Genomic DNA, 15,966 nt, shown 5'->3' on the forward strand with positions numbered 1-15,966 from the left:
AGGATCAAACTCAGTCCTAACTCTTATTTAGTCACGATGGTCGTTAAATACTGATCAATGGCTTGCAGAGCTTCTAGGGTCTCTGTTTCGTTTAAAATATGCCTGCCTCCATCAATCACTTTTAAACTTGCATGAGGAATGGCTTGAACGGCACGTTCAGCACTGCTAACAGGAATAATCTCATCTTGGTTTCCTTGGATAATGAGTGCTTCAGCTGTCACCTTCATCATTTCTTTGTAAATATCTGTCTCTAACAATTGCTCAAAATAGACTTTTCCTAAATTAGTACCCCGGTGGTTATAAATTTCAGGAATGCTGTCCTGCGTTGGAAACAGAGCTTTGGCATCATCAAACAACACAAAGGCTCCGTTTACGCTGACCAATCCTTTAATCTGAGGATTGTCAATCGCTGCTAGAGTGGAGACAACACCGCCTTGACTATACCCCATCAAGACAAGATTTTCAACATCCACATAAGCTTCTTGACTAAACTGGTCAATAACAGCCTGAAGATCAGCTTGCTCTGTAAAGACAGACATCTCCAGCATACTTCCACCACTGCGGCTGTTAGGACTACCTCCTACAAAATCAAAGGCATAAACCAAATATCCTTTATGGGCCAAGAGTTCAGCATACGGTGCTACAAATTCTAGGGTATTGCCAAAGCCATGAGACAGGATAATCAAGGGCAGTTTCTTGCGTTGATAATTCTCTGGGGCAAACAATTTCCCGTAAATGTGATAAGCATCACGCGCAACTGTCTTTTCTTCTTCAACGATACGAAGACTGGGAGTGATTGAACCATTTGGGGGATTATGAACAGACGAAGAAGAACTGACTTGAGCGTTCGGTGTTTCTCTTTCAGTCTCAAATGGGGCTGTTTTCAGATAAAATAGACCACCCATCGCTACCAATACCACCAACAACAAGCTGAAAAAAATTTTCCGTTTCATAGCTCTCCTACAACAAATCGCTAATCCAGTCATCGACTTCGTCTTTTTCTGCCTGAGGGGTAATTTCTGTTACCATTATACCGCTAACTGCTCTCTCTACCAGTCCCTCTACATCCAAACGGCTCTCATACTGCTCAACATTTTTAATCTTAGGATTAGTCTTTGGACGGTCTGGAGCAAAAATGGTACAGCAATCTTCAAAAGGCTGAATAGAAATCTCAAAGGTATCGATTTTCTCTGCAATGTCAATGATTTCTAGCTTGTCCATGGTCACAACAGGACGGATGACAGGGGTATTGGTCACAGCATTAATGGCCTGCATACTTTCCAAGGTCTGACTAGCCACTTGTCCTAGGCTTTCCCCATTGATAATCACAAGACCACCACGTTCTTCTCGAATTCGATCGGTAATCCGCATCATGAAACGACGCGTCAAGGTCATAAGATAAGCTTCAGGCGCTTTTGCCTTAATTTCTTCTTGAATTTCTGTAAATGGAACCTCGATAAATTGGATATTTCCACCAAACTTGGTCAATTTTCGTGTCAAATCCTGCGCCTTTTTCAGTGCACCTGGACTGGTATAAGGAGGACTGGCAAAATGCACTGCTTCAATATCTACACCGCGTTTAAGGGCTAAGTAACCAGCTACTGGCGAATCAATTCCTCCAGACAACATGAGCATGCCCTTGCCAGATGTTCCGACAGGCAAGCCCCCTGCTCCACGAATGGTTTCATAGGAAATATAGGCTGCTTCTGAACGAATCTCCACTCGCAACTCAATATCTGGAGCTTTCATTTTGACTTGAACATGGGGAATCGCATCAAAAACGGCATTTCCCAAGGTTTGATTGAGTTCACGGCTATCCAGTTCAAAGCCATGGTCGCTCCGCTTGCTAGAGACCTTAAACGTCATTCCTTCTTGGTAGATGTCCGTCATAATTTCTTGCACCGCAGCAATCAAGGCTGGAACAGATTTCTCAATCTTGTAAGACGGTGAAAAATTTTGAATCCCAAAAATCTGTTTGAGGCTTTCTGCGACTGGCTTGTAGTCGGTTCCATGGAGATAAACATGGGCCCGATCGCGATCTGCCATGACCTTGACTGCTGGATAAATGGATAAGACATCCTGAATATTATTTCTGAGTTTGTTGATAAAGCGCATCCGATTTTTGCCCTTGGTAGACAATTCTCCGTAGCGAATCATAATTTCTGAATACTGCATAGTTTCTCTTTCTATCTTACTTTTTTCGTTTGTTCATAAATGATTTTAAAGGTCGTCAGTACCTGCTCTATTTGGCTCATATCATTTTCTAAATCCAAACTCATGCGAACGGCTGTTGTTGCAAGCTGAGATTGAATCCCCATGGATAAGAGCGTTCCAGCAGGTTTTCCTGCCTTAGATGAGCAAGCTGAGGTCGTTGAAACATAGATACCATACTCCTCAAAGGCATGAACTAGGACCTCTCCCCGAACTCCTTTGAGACCAAAGGTCAGAATATGCGGGGCAAACTGGTCTTGACCGGAGAAAATTCGAATATCTTCATAGGCGGACAGTCCTTGGAGCAATACTTGCTTCATCTGACTAGTTTTGTGGGTAAATTCTTCCTGCCGCTCCATTGCTAGTCGAAGAGCTTTAGCTGTTGCTGCAATCCCTGCTAAATTTTCAGTTGTGGAACGCTTATCTGTTTCCTGCCCACCACCTGTTAGCAGAGGGGTAATTTTCTTTCCATTTTTAATGTAAGCAAAGCCGACACCTCGAAGACCATGAAATTTATGGCTGGAAAAAGTGGCAAAATCAACACGATCCGTTAAATAGGTAGCTGTTGGAATCTTAGCCAAGGCCTGTACGGCATCTACATGAAAGGAAATCGTTGGTTTATCTTTTAGTAAATCCGAAATAGTCTGAATGGGCTGAATCGAGCCAATCTCATTATTGACTGCCATAACGGAGACCAAGATTGTATCTGGGCGTAGTAAGGTTGCCAGTTTCTCCACATCGACAAAACCTTGCTGATCAACAGGGGCAAAATCCACTTCATATCCTTGTGTTTTCAGCCAAAGTGCAGATTCCTTAACCGCAGGATGTTCAATATCAGACACAATGATATGCTTGCCAAACTGCTCCTTTTCAAAAGCAACACCCTTGATAACCCAATTATCCCCTTCTGTCCCACCAGAAGTAAAAAAAATTTCCTGTGGCAGAACACCTATAAGGTCTGCAATTTGCTTCCTAGAAGCCTGTAAAATTCGGCTTGCCTGGCTCCCCAGCTGATGTAAACTGGATGGGTTCCCCCAAATTTTTGAAGCAACTTCTGTATAGGTTGCAAGAGCCTCAGGATAAGGACGCGTGGTCGCCGCATTATCTAAATAAATCATGTACACTATCCTCTTTTCATTCATTGACCATTATAGCAAAAAAAGAAAAAGACCGCTACTATGGACTTTTCAAGCTCCTCCCCGACCAATGCCCAACATCTATTTTCAACATAAAAAGGCTAGATAAGATGTTCCTTTTGTATGCACTTTTATCGCTTCTTGGCACAGAAAAAGAGGACAATAACCGACATTTAGCGACTGTCCTCAAAGTATTTTCGCTGTAAAGCCTTGGTATGCTTGACAAATGGTAGAAAAAAGCCCTGTCATAAGACAAGGATCTTTCTATCACAGTTGGAAACATCGTTTGAGGCAGTAGTTGATTGACAGAATGACTGTTTTTCACGCCTCAGAATTCCTCTCATAAACTGTATAGGGAAATAAAACTAACCCAAAATGACTGTTAGCATGAGCCTAAACTCTACAAGCAAAAGTTCTGTTGGAATAGTTGGGGTTATTCTGCCCTTTCCATGTCTTCCTTGACTTCATTCACATTAAACTTGGCAAAGAGGTATTTACGGTCTTGGACAGGGAAACGCTGGTCGAGCTGATCAACTGCTCCCAACTCTACTATACCTTCTTCAATCGTATAATCCATCACATGGCCTCCAAAAGACAAGTCATCTGAGATGAAGTGGAGATGATAACCTGCAAGGCTCACCCCATGGAAAATCTCCGGCGTCCAGAAGCCCACAATCGTTCCCATCAAATCCTCTGCTCGATACTCTGGCTGATGGACTGCCACTTCAGCAAATTTGCGCTCAGAGGTCGATTTAGGAATCATGCGTACATGCATGTGCTTAAATCGTCCATGAATTTTAATCGAGCGAAAGAGATTTTCCCCGTCATAATAGGACTCAATGCGCTTTTCCAGTTCTTGATTTGTCATCTCAAAACGTTGGCGAAAAATCACTTCCGCCTGATGAGGAACCACAGCTGCGTAAGGAACCATAACATCATCAGCCACCTCAATCACTTCAGGGGCTTGAGCAGAACTTTTGGCTTGATAGGCTTTGCCATCTAAAATAATCAATTCTCCATCAATCGAATCCAAAGTCCCTAGCCCCAAATCCCCATGCTCCAATAATTCGCCGATGGTCATGCTTCCGCCATAAAGACCTGCCATAAGGGCTCCTAAGGTATTGTATTGAAATAATTTTACTGGCTCTGACATTTCCGCTCTCTTTTCTAACTCATTTTCCCTTAGTATACCATATTTTCAGCTAATCTTCCCTTTTGCTATACTTAGCTAGAAACTCGCTAAAAAATAGCCAAGAGACTGGTTTGTCCCACTCCTTTTATTCTTCTAAGGAATGATAGAAATCCACCATAGCAGGGTCATCTGGCACGAGCTTGAGATAGCTCTTAGCTGTTTCCTTCGCTTTAGTCAAATAACCTAATTCTCGAAGCAGGTAACTATAGGCTTCTAAAAATTCAGGATTGTCTTTCATGTCTTGCGAAATCTCCCGATAAAGGAGCAGGGCTTCTTCCTCTTTTTCCAAGCCTTGATAGGCACGAGCTAGATTCCATTTGGTCAGAGAACTGTCAATCTCATCTGAGACAAACGCTAAAACATCTTCAAATCGTTCTTGTTCCAGATACAGATTGGTCAGACGCAGGAGCAAATCTTCCTGCTCCACTGCGTCTTTCAAAGCGTCTAAGAGATAGTTTTCTGCACCCGCTTCATCATGTAATTCATAGGCATACTGAGAAGCCAGGAGAGATAGCCGAGTTTCAAAGGGATTTTTCAACAAGCCCTGCTGGGCAATCACTAAGGCTTCCTTCGTTTGGTGCTCAGCATGAAGAGCCAGGGCATAGCCATACTCGTAACCCTCATAGTCCTGTGACAGAGTGTCCAATTGCTTAAAGTACATCAAGGCGCGTTGATATTCGCCTTGCTCGACCAAAATCAAGGCCAATTCCAAGGCTGTCTGATCTTCGTATGCCAACTCCAAGGCTTTTTCTAAAAACTCAATCGCAACCTCTAGCTTGCCAAGCTGAGCATAGCACCACCCAATCCGCTGGTAGGTCGAAATCCCCGTTTGCTCATAAATCTTGCGATTATCAAGACTGGCATAGGCTTTGATTGCCTGAGCAAAATCCTCTAATTCTACCTCTATCTCCGCAAGTCCTAGCAAGATTAAAGGGTCTTGGCTTAATTGATAGGCTACTTCCAGCTTTTCCCGTGCAACATCTGGTAATCCCTCCATTTGATAGAGATCTGCTTTGATGACTAGGCTAGCAGGATACCAGTCACTCTCTGGAGCAATTTCCTCCAGATAACCGAAAGCCTCCTCGATATCTCCATCTTCACTGGCAATGCTAGCAAGACTGAGAAAGGCTTGGGGAAAGGCTTCAGCCACCTGTTCATAGGCTCGTTTTGCCTGTGGAAAAAAGCCGATACTTTCCAAATATTGAGCCAAATCAAACAAAACATTTTCATCATCTGTTAACAAGGCCTTTTCAAAATGGGCTTGAGCCTGTTTCAGATCTTGCTGCTCCAGTGAAATCAGCATATTTTCACTATTGTTCACAACTATCTCCTTCTTCCTCATAAAGTCCGCTGACCTTTTGATACCAGTGGAAAAGAGCTGCGATAACCACCTTGGCACAGGCATATACCGGAATTCCTAATAAAACGCCCCAAATTCCAAACATAGAACCCGCCGTCAACAGTACAAAGAGAATGTTAATTGGATGGATGTTGAGTTGGCTTCCTAGCACCAAGGGGGAAACAAACCGTCCCTCGATAGTCTGCTCTATGATAAAGACCGCAACTACTTTTGCTAACATAACAGGTCCAGCAATCAAACCCAAGACTAAAGCAGGAAGCATGGCAAGAAAACTTCCCAGATAAGGGACCAAGTTGAGAATTCCTGCCGTTACCCCCAAGGTCACCGCATAACGCAAGCCGATAATTTTAAAGAAGAGGATAAACATACCTGCAACGATAATCGCCACTGTCACCTGCCCACGAACATAATTGGATAACTGGGTATTGACTTCAGAGAGCACCTCCCCAACTGGCTGCCGCAATTTGGTCGGTAAAAATTGGGTGACATAGGCTTTTAGGCCCTTGCCATCTCGCAAGAGGTAAAAGAGCAAGAAAGGCATGATAATCACAGCGACAATAATTTGGGATGCCGCACTAATGAAACTGCTGGCCCAATTGACTGCCTTAGCAGAGAAATTGCTGGCCCAGGTCGTCACCTGAGAAGAGAGGGTATAGCTTAACTCTTCCAACTGCGGTTTCAAATCATCTGAAATCCGATTGGCCAGTAAATCATTCACCATCTCGTTGATTTTCTTGACATAGGTAGGGACATTTCTTGAAAAACTGATAATTTGATACTGAAGGCTAGGAATCGCAACTGCCAAGCCCCAAATCAACAACAAACCAATCATGATAAAGACCAAGACAATCGCCCAGAGACGCTCCATCTTGTGACTCTCCAACCAATCCACAATAGGATTGAGGAGATAATAAAGTAGTCCTGAGAGAATCACTGGTAGCATAATCACGCCTAAAAATTCAATGACCGGCCCAAAAATAAAACTAATCTTGCTTAAAAGATAGATATTCAAGCCCAACAAGAGGGTGACAAGAAAAACGGTGATGGCTTTATTGTCTAAAAACCACCGGAAAAACCAGGATAAACTAAAATCTTTCTTCTGCTGTTCCATAGCAAGTTCCTTTCTACTTATTCTGTTTATTGTAACATATTTTAGGAAAAATTGCTCTAAAAAACAGGAGAACTTATCACACTTTTGGTTGTTCTTCGCATGAAAAAATCCTTTTAAAAACAGGAGACGACTTCTAAAAATTGTTTGTAAAAAATAGCCTCTCTTTCTGCCTAAGCAGTCATCTATGTTTTATCTGTTTTTTAGAAGAAAAATAAGCCCTATTTATGGTATAATAAGACTAATCAACTGTTGAGGTGACTAAACATGGAAACTATTTATTTTGGAACCTATACCCGTCGCACATCCCAAGGAGTCTATCAAGCGGATTTCAATCCTGAAACAGGACAACTATCCAACCTCCAAGTCTTTGCTCAGGAACCAAGTCCGACCTATCTTGCCTTTGACCAAAAAGGGCGATTGTATAGCGTGGGTGCAAAGGACAGTCAAGGAGGAATCGCAGCCTTTGACCAAACAGGACAGCTCATCAACCACGTCCTTGCAGAAGGTGCTCCTCTTTGCTATGTTGCCGTTGATGAACCTAGAAACCTTGTTTATGGTGCCAACTACCACAAAGGACAAGCCCTGGTCTACAAACGTGCAGAAGATGGCTCTTTGAGCCTTGCAGATGCAGTGAGCCACACTGGCTCTGGCCCCCACGAAAATCAGGCTAGTCCTCACGTTCACTTTACAGATTTGACACCTGACCAATACTTGGTAACCTGTGACTTAGGGACTGATCAGGTTGTCACTTATGATGTGAGTGCAGATGGCAAACTAACCGCACTAGCTCACTACAAGTCCCAAAGTGGGGCTGGACCTCGCCACCTTGCCTTTCATCCCCATTATAAAATTGCCTACCTCATCTGCGAATTGAACTCTACTATCGAAGTGCTCATCTATGATGGTATCGGAGAGTTTGAGCATCTGCAAACCATCTCCACTCTACCGAGTGACTATACAGGCTTCAATGGAACTGCAGCCATTCGTCTCTCTAAAGATGGAAAATTCCTCTACGGTTCCAATCGCGGACACGATTCGATTGCGGTCTATGAGATTTTATCCGATGGAAGCCTCTCCTTACTCGAAATTGTCCCAACCAATGGGAAAAATCCGCGTGATTTTAATCTCAGTCCTGACCAAAATCATCTCATCGCTGTTCATCAAGACTCTGATAATGCCACCGTTTTTGCCCGCGATGTAAAAACTGGTCACCTCACAGAACTCTCTCACGACTTTACCATTCCAGAAGGTGTTTGTGTGACCTTTCAATAGAGAAAAAGCTTAGAACCAAGAAAGATTGGTTTTAAGCTTTTTTGAATTATCTTATACTCTATAAACATCAACATCTGACTAGGTTCCACAATTGAGAATTGTGGAAGGTGATCGATAAAACTAGCGTAACTTTATACGTAATCTCCCTGATTACATTCTTTTGTGGATGAGCGCGGCACGCTCATCCTGGTCTGTCCCAAACCCATATTTCCAACGAAGTTGGAACAAAAGTCTCTGGCATCGTTATTTTTGTAAATTTAACCGTTGAGCACAGTAGTTGCCTAATTTGTAAAATGTTAATAAATTAACATTCTAAAAACCTAGAAATAATGAAGTGAGAGTAATCGATTTCTACGAAATCACGATTTTTGTCCCACTTCCCAAGGTGAGTGAACGACGTTAGGTTTTGATTGTTGACGAGTATAACCCTCATTTTTTTAATGTTTCTGCAAGATAAGCAATGTCGGCCGGTCTTGTTCTACAGCAACCTCCAAGGATTTTAGTGCCTAGGCTTTGCCAGATTTTAGCATTTTCGGCCAAGGTTTTGGAGTTGTCTGGCGCTTGGTGCCAGGTTTGAGTTGCGCCATTATAGACCTCACCTGAATTCGGATAGGCAACCAAAGGCTTGGTCGTCACTGTTTGTAATCTCGCTAGTAAGGCAGGCAACAGATGCGGAGCACTACAATTAACCCCCACAGCAACAATTTGCGGACAAGTTTGACATAGGGCACCCACTTCTTCAATCGGTGTACCATCTGACAAATGTCCATCATCCTTGGCGACAAAAGAGATATAACTTTCCGCTTCTGGAAACTCAGTTTCCAATAAATCTAGTAAGGCCTTGGTTTCTCCGATATTAGGAATAGTTTCAATTCCTAAAAAATCGCTCCCTGCTTCTAAGAGAGTTTGGATTCTCGGACGATGAAAATCCTTATAAGCTTGAGTAGTGAGGTCGTAAGCTCCTGTGTATTCTGAGCCGTCTGCTAAGTAAGCCGCATAAGGTCCCACATCCCCGCTAATCAAAGGATAGAGTCGTTTTTCCTTCTCCTCATCGCTCACAGTTGTCCAAAATCTATCGCGACTTTCTCTCGCTAATGTCACTGTTAAGGCAATGATTCGCAGGGCATCTTGCTCACTCAAACCAGCTTCGCAGAGTCCTGGAACAGTCGCTTGGTAGCTTGAAGTCGTCACAATATCCGCTCCTGCTAGCAGATACGTATCATGCAAATCCGCAATCACCCGTGGATTATCCAATAAATACTTGGCTGACCAGAGCTTTCCTGTCACATCATATCCCTGACTTTCCAACTCCGTCCCCAAAGCACCGTCCAAAATCAAACATTCACGCGCCTCTAAGGCTTCTTTTAATCTTCCCATACCTTCCTCCTACCATTTTTTAAACCGAAGATAATGATAACCGTAGCAAATTAGGATAAAAGGAATCCCAAAGTACAGACCTGGCCGCTGAGACTCATCCCAAGCAATCCCCACAATGGAAATCACAAGCAAACAAATAGTCAGCCAAGGCAGAAGCGGTGTCAACGGCGTTCGATAAGACAAATCCTCCACCTGATGTTCTTTTACCCATGCTTTTCGGAAATTGATTTGAGCAAGTGGAATGGACAGCCAGACTGCTACGACGGCAAATCCTGCGATTGAAACAAGAGCCAAGTAAACCGTATCCGCTGCATAAATACTAGAAAACAAGGACAAAACCGCTCCCAACATCGATAGAAGAAGAGCCCGCATAGGCACCCCTTGCTCATTGATTTTAACTACTTTTTTGGAAAGCATGCCTTCATTGGCCAAGGACCAAAGCATGCGACTAGAAGCGTAAAGCCCGGAATTCCCAGCAGACAAAATCGCTGTTAAAATCACAAAATTCATCATATCCGCAGCATAAGGAATTCCCATCTTGTCAAAGACATCTACAAACGGTGCAGTTGATACCCCAGCTTCGTCCATAGGAAGGAGTGATGCCAGTACCACAATCGTCAAGACGAAAAAGACAACCAAGCGGCCAATCGTGGTTTTAATCGCTTGCGGTACAGCCACCTTAGGATTGTCCGTTTCCCCAGCCGCAATCCCAATCAACTCTGTCCCTGAAAAGGCATAATTGACCGCCAACATAACAGACAAAAGAGCTGAAATTCCCTTGGGAAAAGCTCCACTGCTGAACAAATGCTGGAAAAGAATCGCTTCGCGCTTTCCTTCAAACGATACCCAGCCAAACATGGCTCCAAATCCTAAAAGGATAAAAATAATAATCGCTATTACCTTGATACTGGAGAAAAAAGACTCCGCTTCTGCAAACGAACGCACACTCAAAGCGTTAATGCCAAAAATAATCAAGGCAAACACGGTCGCAAATAGCCACGTTGGAACCGCTGGAAACCACCGCCCCATTAGCAAGCCAGCTCCTAAAAATTCAGTTCCTAGCGCCACTGCCCAACAAATCCAGTAAAGCCAAGCCACAGTAAACCCTGTTCCTGGGCTGATAAACTTGGTGGCATAGGTATGAAAGGAACCTGTCACCGGCATGGCAACCGCTAATTCCCCCAGGGAGAGCATGACCAAATAAACCACAACTGCCCCTATCAAATAAGAAATCACCGCCCCCAAAGGCCCTGCCTGTGCAATCGTGTAGCCCGAACTCAAAAACAGCCCTGTTCCAATAACCCCTCCCAAGGAGAGCATAAAGAGATGACGACTGGTCATTTTTCGTTGAAATTGACCTTCCTGTTCAAAATTATGATTTTCCATAAAACCTCCCATTTCTAACATTGCTTTTGAGACCTATGTCCCAAAATAACATTAGAATTATCATATCATAAATTAAAATACTTGGGTAATAGGCTTTTTTTATCACTTTCTTAGTTTAAAACTATAAGAAACAGGATCCCCCAGCAGTCAGTTGATTACTTGTTTATTTAAGCAAATAATATCTAAGTAGTGCAAGGAGAAATAGGAGTCTCATGCTGAATGTCACTCTCTTACAGTTGACGCTCACCTGTGACAAACATGGTAAAGGTTGCTTTAACGATTTCTTCCTTCTTTTGATTGGTCACTGTCACATCCACTACCTTAGTCGTTCTGCCGTCATGAACACATCTACCATCAATCAAAAGGGTATCTCCTAGCTTACCTGACTTGAGGTAATTGATACTCGATTGGAGCGTTACGGCGTCAACACCCGTCGAAATTGCAACCAAGCCACTAATCTGATCACAAAGGGTAAAGAGATAGCCTCCGTGGGCAAAACCATAATAATTTAAGGACTTTTCGACTACTTCCGTTGTAACCACGACATGACCCTTTTCAGATGAGACCATTTCAAAATTTTCAAAGACACGAATTTCATGCAAGGATTTATCTAGCATTTTTCTCCTCCTAACTGATTGACTTGCAATAAGGTTAGCAATTCTTGATAATTGCTGACTTCATAGGTTGGTTTAGCACTAGTGTGATTTTCTAGCCCCTGTGGATTGTACCAAACAGTGTCAATTCCTGCATTATTGCCACCTTGAACATCTGCTGTCAGACTATCGCCAATCATTAAGGCTCTTTCTTTGGTAAAACCTGTAATCTGCTCTGCTATTTTGTCATAAAAGAGAGCCTCAGGCTTTTTGGTCCCCATTTGTTCAGAAATAAAGATTTCCTTGAAAAAAGGTTGGATGGGTGAATGAGCCATCCGATTTTCCTGAATATAGGTCACACCATTTGTTGCTCCATAAAGCTCATAACCTAGAGCTGTCAGCTCCTGCAATAACTCTACAGCCCCCTCAAATGTCTGCCCCTGTTGGCTAATGAATTTCTGGTACAGAAGCGCCATTTCTCTGCCATCTACCTCACGACCAAAATGGGCAAAAGCTCGGGAAAAACGTGTGTTGATTAAATCAAGCTTGCTGATTTTTCCCTGCTCCAAATCCTTCCACATAGCCTGATTCATCGGTTTATAATAGGCTTTAAAGCTCGCCATATCTGTTACTTCCATAGCTTCCAAAAACTGGGTTAAGGCTACTTCCTCCCCTGCTGCAAAATCCAACAAGGTATGGTCAAGGTCGAATAGTAGAAATTTGTAATACAATTTTAAGTTTTTCCTTTCTAGGGGTGTGCAAGGCGGTAAAAAGGGTGTGCATAATAGAACAATTCAAGTATCATTATACCATATTACACAAAGAAAATTGCCTATTTTATAAATAGCTGACCCGCTCTAGGTATACATACATTCGCCATTTTCTAGCTTTCATTTCTTCAAAAAATAAAGAGTGATGAGGAAATCAAATGATAATTTCCTGACCACTCTTGAAGGTGAAAATAGCTGATTTTTCTTTGGTAATGATGACTTGCTCAACCATGGTATTCCAAAGTTTTTCGTCAAAAGCTGTAAGAAGACATTGCTGATGAGTAAAGGTGTCAATGACATCCTTGACCTTTACTGCTCGTTTTTGTTTATCCGCTTTCTCAACTTTTAGTCGTTCAAGTTCGGCTTTTTTCTCCTCATACTGACTTGCCAATTGATTATAGGTGTTTTGGTAGCTTGTCTGGTCTTGAATCGTTCTAGTATTGTCACTGATGAGTTGCTCCACCTCACTCGTCAAATCGGTTAGTTCTGTTTCAAGCCTTGAAATCTCACTATCCAATTCACTTGTGTTAGCTACCACCTTCCGCAATGCTTCAAGATTAGCTAGTATCTCTGCCTTGTTTTCAATGACTTGATTCATCGCTTCAATGAACCATTGCTTCACTTCATTTTCTATGACATGCGGTGTTTTACACTTTTTGTCCCCATCATACTTGTGATTACAGCGATAAACTACTCGTCGGTACTTACTATTGGAATGCCAGACCTTACTACCAAAAGCTGCCCCACAACTCTCACAGATCAGTTTTCCTGAAAAGAGCGTCTTGGAACTTTTGCGTTGTTTTTGTTTGACAAACTCTACTTGAACCAATTCAAATACTTCTTTTTCAATAATGGCTTCATGGTTGTTCTCAACATAGTACTGTGGTAACTCGCCTTCATTAACTTTAGTTGATTTTGTGAGGAAGTCAGTGACGAAAGTTTTCTGCAGAAGGGCATCACCCTTGTACTTTTCATTTTGGAGAATCCGTTTAATCGTTCCAAACGTCCACTTAGTCTTTCCCATAGGGGTAAGAATGCCTTTCTCAGTCAATGACTTGGCTATAGTGTTACAATTCTTACCTGTCAAAAACTCATGGAAAATATAGCGAACTAGTTTAGCTTCTTCTTGGTTCACCACTAACTCCCCATGTTCACCACGTTGAAAACCAAGAGTGCTCTTAAAGGGAATACTGACCTTTCCTCGTTCGAACTGCTTGCGTTTCCCCCATTTGACATTTTCAGAAATAGAGCGACTCTCCTCCTGCGCTAAACTTGACATAATGGTGATGAGCAACTCCCCTTTAGAATCAAATGTCCAAATATTCTCCTTCTCAAAGTAAATCTCAACTCCGTGCTCTTTTAACTTCCGAACAGTAGATAGTGAGTCTACAGTATTTCTGGCAAATCGACTAACAGACTTAGTAATGATGAGGTCAATTTTTCCATCCAAGGCATCATTAATCATTTCCTTGAAGCCCATCCGTGATTTTGTATTGGTTCCTGTAATCCCCTCATCTGAATACATTTTGACGAACTCCCAATCAATACGACTGTTAATGTAATCCGTATAGTACTTCATTTGAGCTTCATACGATGTCGCTTGTTCTTCATGGTCTGTTGATACCCTAGCATAGCCTGCAACTCTTCGCCTAGTGAATACTGAGGTTTCTTCTACTTGGTGAACAGGTCTAGCAGGTTCAATGGTAATGACTTTCTTCATTTCAATTGTCCTCGCTTAAGTGTTAGTATTTGAATGTTGTCGTCGTCAAAATAGAGTGTGACTTGATTTGAACTAGAATCAAACATAACCTTTTGAATGCTACCGAGATAATCTCCTAGTTGTTCCTTAACTGTCCGTACCAAACGACGCTCTGATAAGGTTTTACTTGGGCAAGTTGATATACCGTATTGTTGCCGTGTACGACAATTATAGCGATACCCAAACTTCTTCTCCTTTGTAATAAGCATATCTCGTCCGCATTGCTGACAAAAGACCTTGTCTTTAAAAAAGGCATCGTCATAACACTTCCGATAACACCGTCCTTTTGAACGAATTTTCTTTTCAGCTTGAGCTTTATCAAAGAGTTCCTTACTGATAATGGCTTCATGGGCATTGTCTACGATGTATTTCGTCCGTTGACCTGTATTTCGTTTTGGACTTCGGTTGAAATCATTTCGGTAAGTTTTCTGTAAAACCAATCGACCAAAATAAGCTTCTTGTTTGAAGAACTCATAAAGAATACTCTTAGTGAAAATGTTCCCTAGTCGAGTTGTCTCACCCATATCATTCAATTTCTTTGCGATGGATGGGACACCTAGCCCATCCAAATACCAAGTGAAAACCTTTCTCACGATTTCAGCTTCATGTGGTTTAATGATGTACTTTTCACCATTCCAACGGTAGCCATAAATAGCTTGAGGAATGTAAGGTAATCCTTGTTTGAACCGCTCCTTTACTCTCCATTTGATATTTTGGCTAAGTGAGGTTGACTCTTCTTGTGCAAAGGATGCTAACAATGTCAAAAGTAATTCACCATCAACCGATAAAGTACGGATGTTCTCCTTTTCAAAAACAACCTCAATTTCGAGACGTCTTAACTCACGAACCGTTTCCAGTAATTCAAGAGTGTTTCGACCAAACCGTGAAATAGATTTAGTTAGAATACAGTTGATTTTTCCATTCCTACAATCTGAAATAAGTCTTCTAAACTCAGGTCGCTCCTTTTGAGACTTTCCACTTATGGCAAAGTCCGCATAAACTCCTACAAACTCCCATTCTCTTTTATTTTGAATGAAGTCATTGTAGTAGCTTACCTGATTTGAAAATGAATGTTCCAAATTACTATGTGAAACACGAATGTAGGCTGCTACTTTCTTTTTTGATTGAAAGGGAGAAACCCTCTGTTGTATTTTAGTAACTGTCTTCAATTAATACAACTCCTTTCCGATTACATATTCACTCTAAATCCGCTATTTATCCAGTATTTAGCCCACTAATTGGCTAATAAAGGGCTGGTATTTTTGAAGGATTATTTGCTGAAATTGCTCGTATTCTTCTTGTGTAATCAGCTGTTGCTGCCAGAGTTTATGAGCTTGCTTTAGGGATAATTGGTAAGTCAGCTCATTCTGATACAACTTTTTCATCTTGAGAACCTCCAAATCGATTAGTGATATAACACTGGTGCGAGCAATACTTTCTCTTCTGTTTTCCATAAGAAGTGAAAAATTGTTGACAACCAACACAGGTATATTCAGAGTAAGCTTTTCGATTGACCTTCTCTTGGTGAGTGTTCCACCACTTCAAGCGACAAGTATCTGAACAGTATTTCTTTTTCTTCTTTCCAAAAATATGCGTCAAAGGCTTTGAGCAAACCGGACAATAATCGCATGATATCTTAGCTGAATTTGTTTTTTGCGATATCAATCCTTCTCTTCGACAGAATGATTTAATCGTATTAACAGAGATGGAAAGCTTATGGCTAATCGCTTTATAGCCCAAGCCATCTTGACGTAATTGCTTAATGGCAAATTGTTGTTCTGGGGTCATCTCATTCCTCC

15 protein-coding genes are annotated in these 15,966 nt (G+C 42.0%); 1 reads left to right on the forward strand and 14 read right to left on the reverse strand.

Annotation, left to right across the window (positions count from 1 at the left end; all coding sequences use genetic code 11):
* Positions 1 to 23: 23 nt before the first annotated feature.
* The 6 genes from BFM96_RS09540 to BFM96_RS09565 all read right to left on the reverse strand — a co-directional run bounded on the left by BFM96_RS09540 (position 24) and on the right by BFM96_RS09565 (position 7,010).
* The gene (locus BFM96_RS09540; RefSeq protein WP_068993478.1) at positions 24 to 953 is read right to left on the reverse strand and encodes an alpha/beta hydrolase; all 930 of its coding nucleotides are present in this window, start codon (positions 951 to 953) and stop codon (positions 24 to 26) included.
* 7 nt (positions 954 to 960) lie between these two features.
* Positions 961 to 2,175 (reverse strand): tRNA uracil 4-sulfurtransferase ThiI, encoded by a 1,215-nt coding sequence (thiI, locus tag BFM96_RS09545; RefSeq protein ID WP_068993481.1) that lies wholly within the window; start codon positions 2,173 to 2,175, stop codon positions 961 to 963.
* Positions 2,176 to 2,186: 11 nt separating this feature from the next.
* Positions 2,187 to 3,329, reverse strand: coding sequence for a cysteine desulfurase family protein (locus tag BFM96_RS09550; protein ID WP_068993484.1), 1,143 nt, complete (start codon positions 3,327 to 3,329; stop codon positions 2,187 to 2,189).
* 451 nt (positions 3,330 to 3,780) lie between these two features.
* Positions 3,781 to 4,500: an acetolactate decarboxylase gene (budA, locus tag BFM96_RS09555; RefSeq protein ID WP_068993486.1), complete on the reverse strand. Its 720-nt coding sequence runs from the start codon at positions 4,498 to 4,500 to the stop codon at positions 3,781 to 3,783.
* Between the two features lie 124 nt (positions 4,501 to 4,624).
* Complete coding sequence (locus BFM96_RS09560; protein WP_188595265.1) at positions 4,625 to 5,860, reverse strand: tetratricopeptide repeat protein; 1,236 nt, start codon at positions 5,858 to 5,860, stop codon at positions 4,625 to 4,627.
* Positions 5,850 to 7,010 (reverse strand): AI-2E family transporter, encoded by a 1,161-nt coding sequence (locus tag BFM96_RS09565; RefSeq protein ID WP_068993495.1) that lies wholly within the window; start codon positions 7,008 to 7,010, stop codon positions 5,850 to 5,852. The genes BFM96_RS09560 and BFM96_RS09565 overlap by 11 nt, the downstream gene beginning before the upstream one ends.
* 264 nt (positions 7,011 to 7,274) lie before the next feature.
* Here BFM96_RS09565 and BFM96_RS09570 point away from each other — a divergent pair, with 264 nt between their 5' ends.
* A complete protein-coding gene (locus BFM96_RS09570) occupies positions 7,275 to 8,282 on the forward strand; it encodes a lactonase family protein (protein ID WP_068993498.1) in 1,008 nt (335 codons plus the stop codon).
* Positions 8,283 to 8,711: 429 nt separating this feature from the next.
* On the opposite strand, the gene mmuM is transcribed toward BFM96_RS09570, so the two are convergent.
* The 8 genes from mmuM to BFM96_RS09605 form a co-directional block, all read right to left on the reverse strand.
* Positions 8,712 to 9,659 carry a homocysteine S-methyltransferase gene (mmuM, locus tag BFM96_RS09575; protein WP_068993501.1) on the reverse strand — a complete coding sequence of 316 codons (948 nt, stop codon included), beginning with the start codon at positions 9,657 to 9,659 and terminating at the stop codon, positions 8,712 to 8,714.
* A gap of 9 nt (positions 9,660 to 9,668) precedes the next feature.
* Positions 9,669 to 11,045, reverse strand: a complete 1,377-nt coding sequence (locus BFM96_RS09580; RefSeq protein ID WP_068993504.1) for an amino acid permease — start codon at positions 11,043 to 11,045, stop codon at positions 9,669 to 9,671.
* Between the two features lie 230 nt (positions 11,046 to 11,275).
* A complete protein-coding gene (locus tag BFM96_RS09585) occupies positions 11,276 to 11,662 on the reverse strand; it encodes a PaaI family thioesterase (protein WP_068993507.1) in 387 nt (128 codons plus the stop codon).
* Complete coding sequence (locus BFM96_RS09590) at positions 11,656 to 12,369, reverse strand: YjjG family noncanonical pyrimidine nucleotidase (protein ID WP_068993510.1); 714 nt, start codon at positions 12,367 to 12,369, stop codon at positions 11,656 to 11,658. The genes BFM96_RS09585 and BFM96_RS09590 overlap by 7 nt, the downstream gene beginning before the upstream one ends.
* Before the next feature lie 193 nt (positions 12,370 to 12,562).
* Entirely contained in the window at positions 12,563 to 14,128 is a 1,566-nt protein-coding gene (locus BFM96_RS09595) for a recombinase family protein (protein WP_068993513.1), read from the reverse strand.
* The gene (locus BFM96_RS09600) at positions 14,125 to 15,336 is read right to left on the reverse strand and encodes a recombinase family protein (RefSeq protein ID WP_068993516.1); all 1,212 of its coding nucleotides are present in this window, start codon (positions 15,334 to 15,336) and stop codon (positions 14,125 to 14,127) included. The genes BFM96_RS09595 and BFM96_RS09600 overlap by 4 nt, the downstream gene beginning before the upstream one ends.
* A 57-nt stretch (positions 15,337 to 15,393) precedes the next feature.
* The gene (locus BFM96_RS11280) at positions 15,394 to 15,552 is read right to left on the reverse strand and encodes an SHOCT domain-containing protein (RefSeq protein ID WP_188595266.1); all 159 of its coding nucleotides are present in this window, start codon (positions 15,550 to 15,552) and stop codon (positions 15,394 to 15,396) included.
* Positions 15,530 to 15,955, reverse strand: coding sequence for an RNA polymerase subunit sigma-70 (locus BFM96_RS09605; protein ID WP_068993519.1), 426 nt, complete (start codon positions 15,953 to 15,955; stop codon positions 15,530 to 15,532). The genes BFM96_RS11280 and BFM96_RS09605 overlap by 23 nt, the downstream gene beginning before the upstream one ends.
* Between the last annotated feature and the right edge of the window lie 11 nt (positions 15,956 to 15,966).

This window comes from Streptococcus himalayensis (assembly GCF_001708305.1).
GTDB classification, from domain to species: Bacteria; Bacillota; Bacilli; order Lactobacillales; family Streptococcaceae; genus Streptococcus; species Streptococcus himalayensis.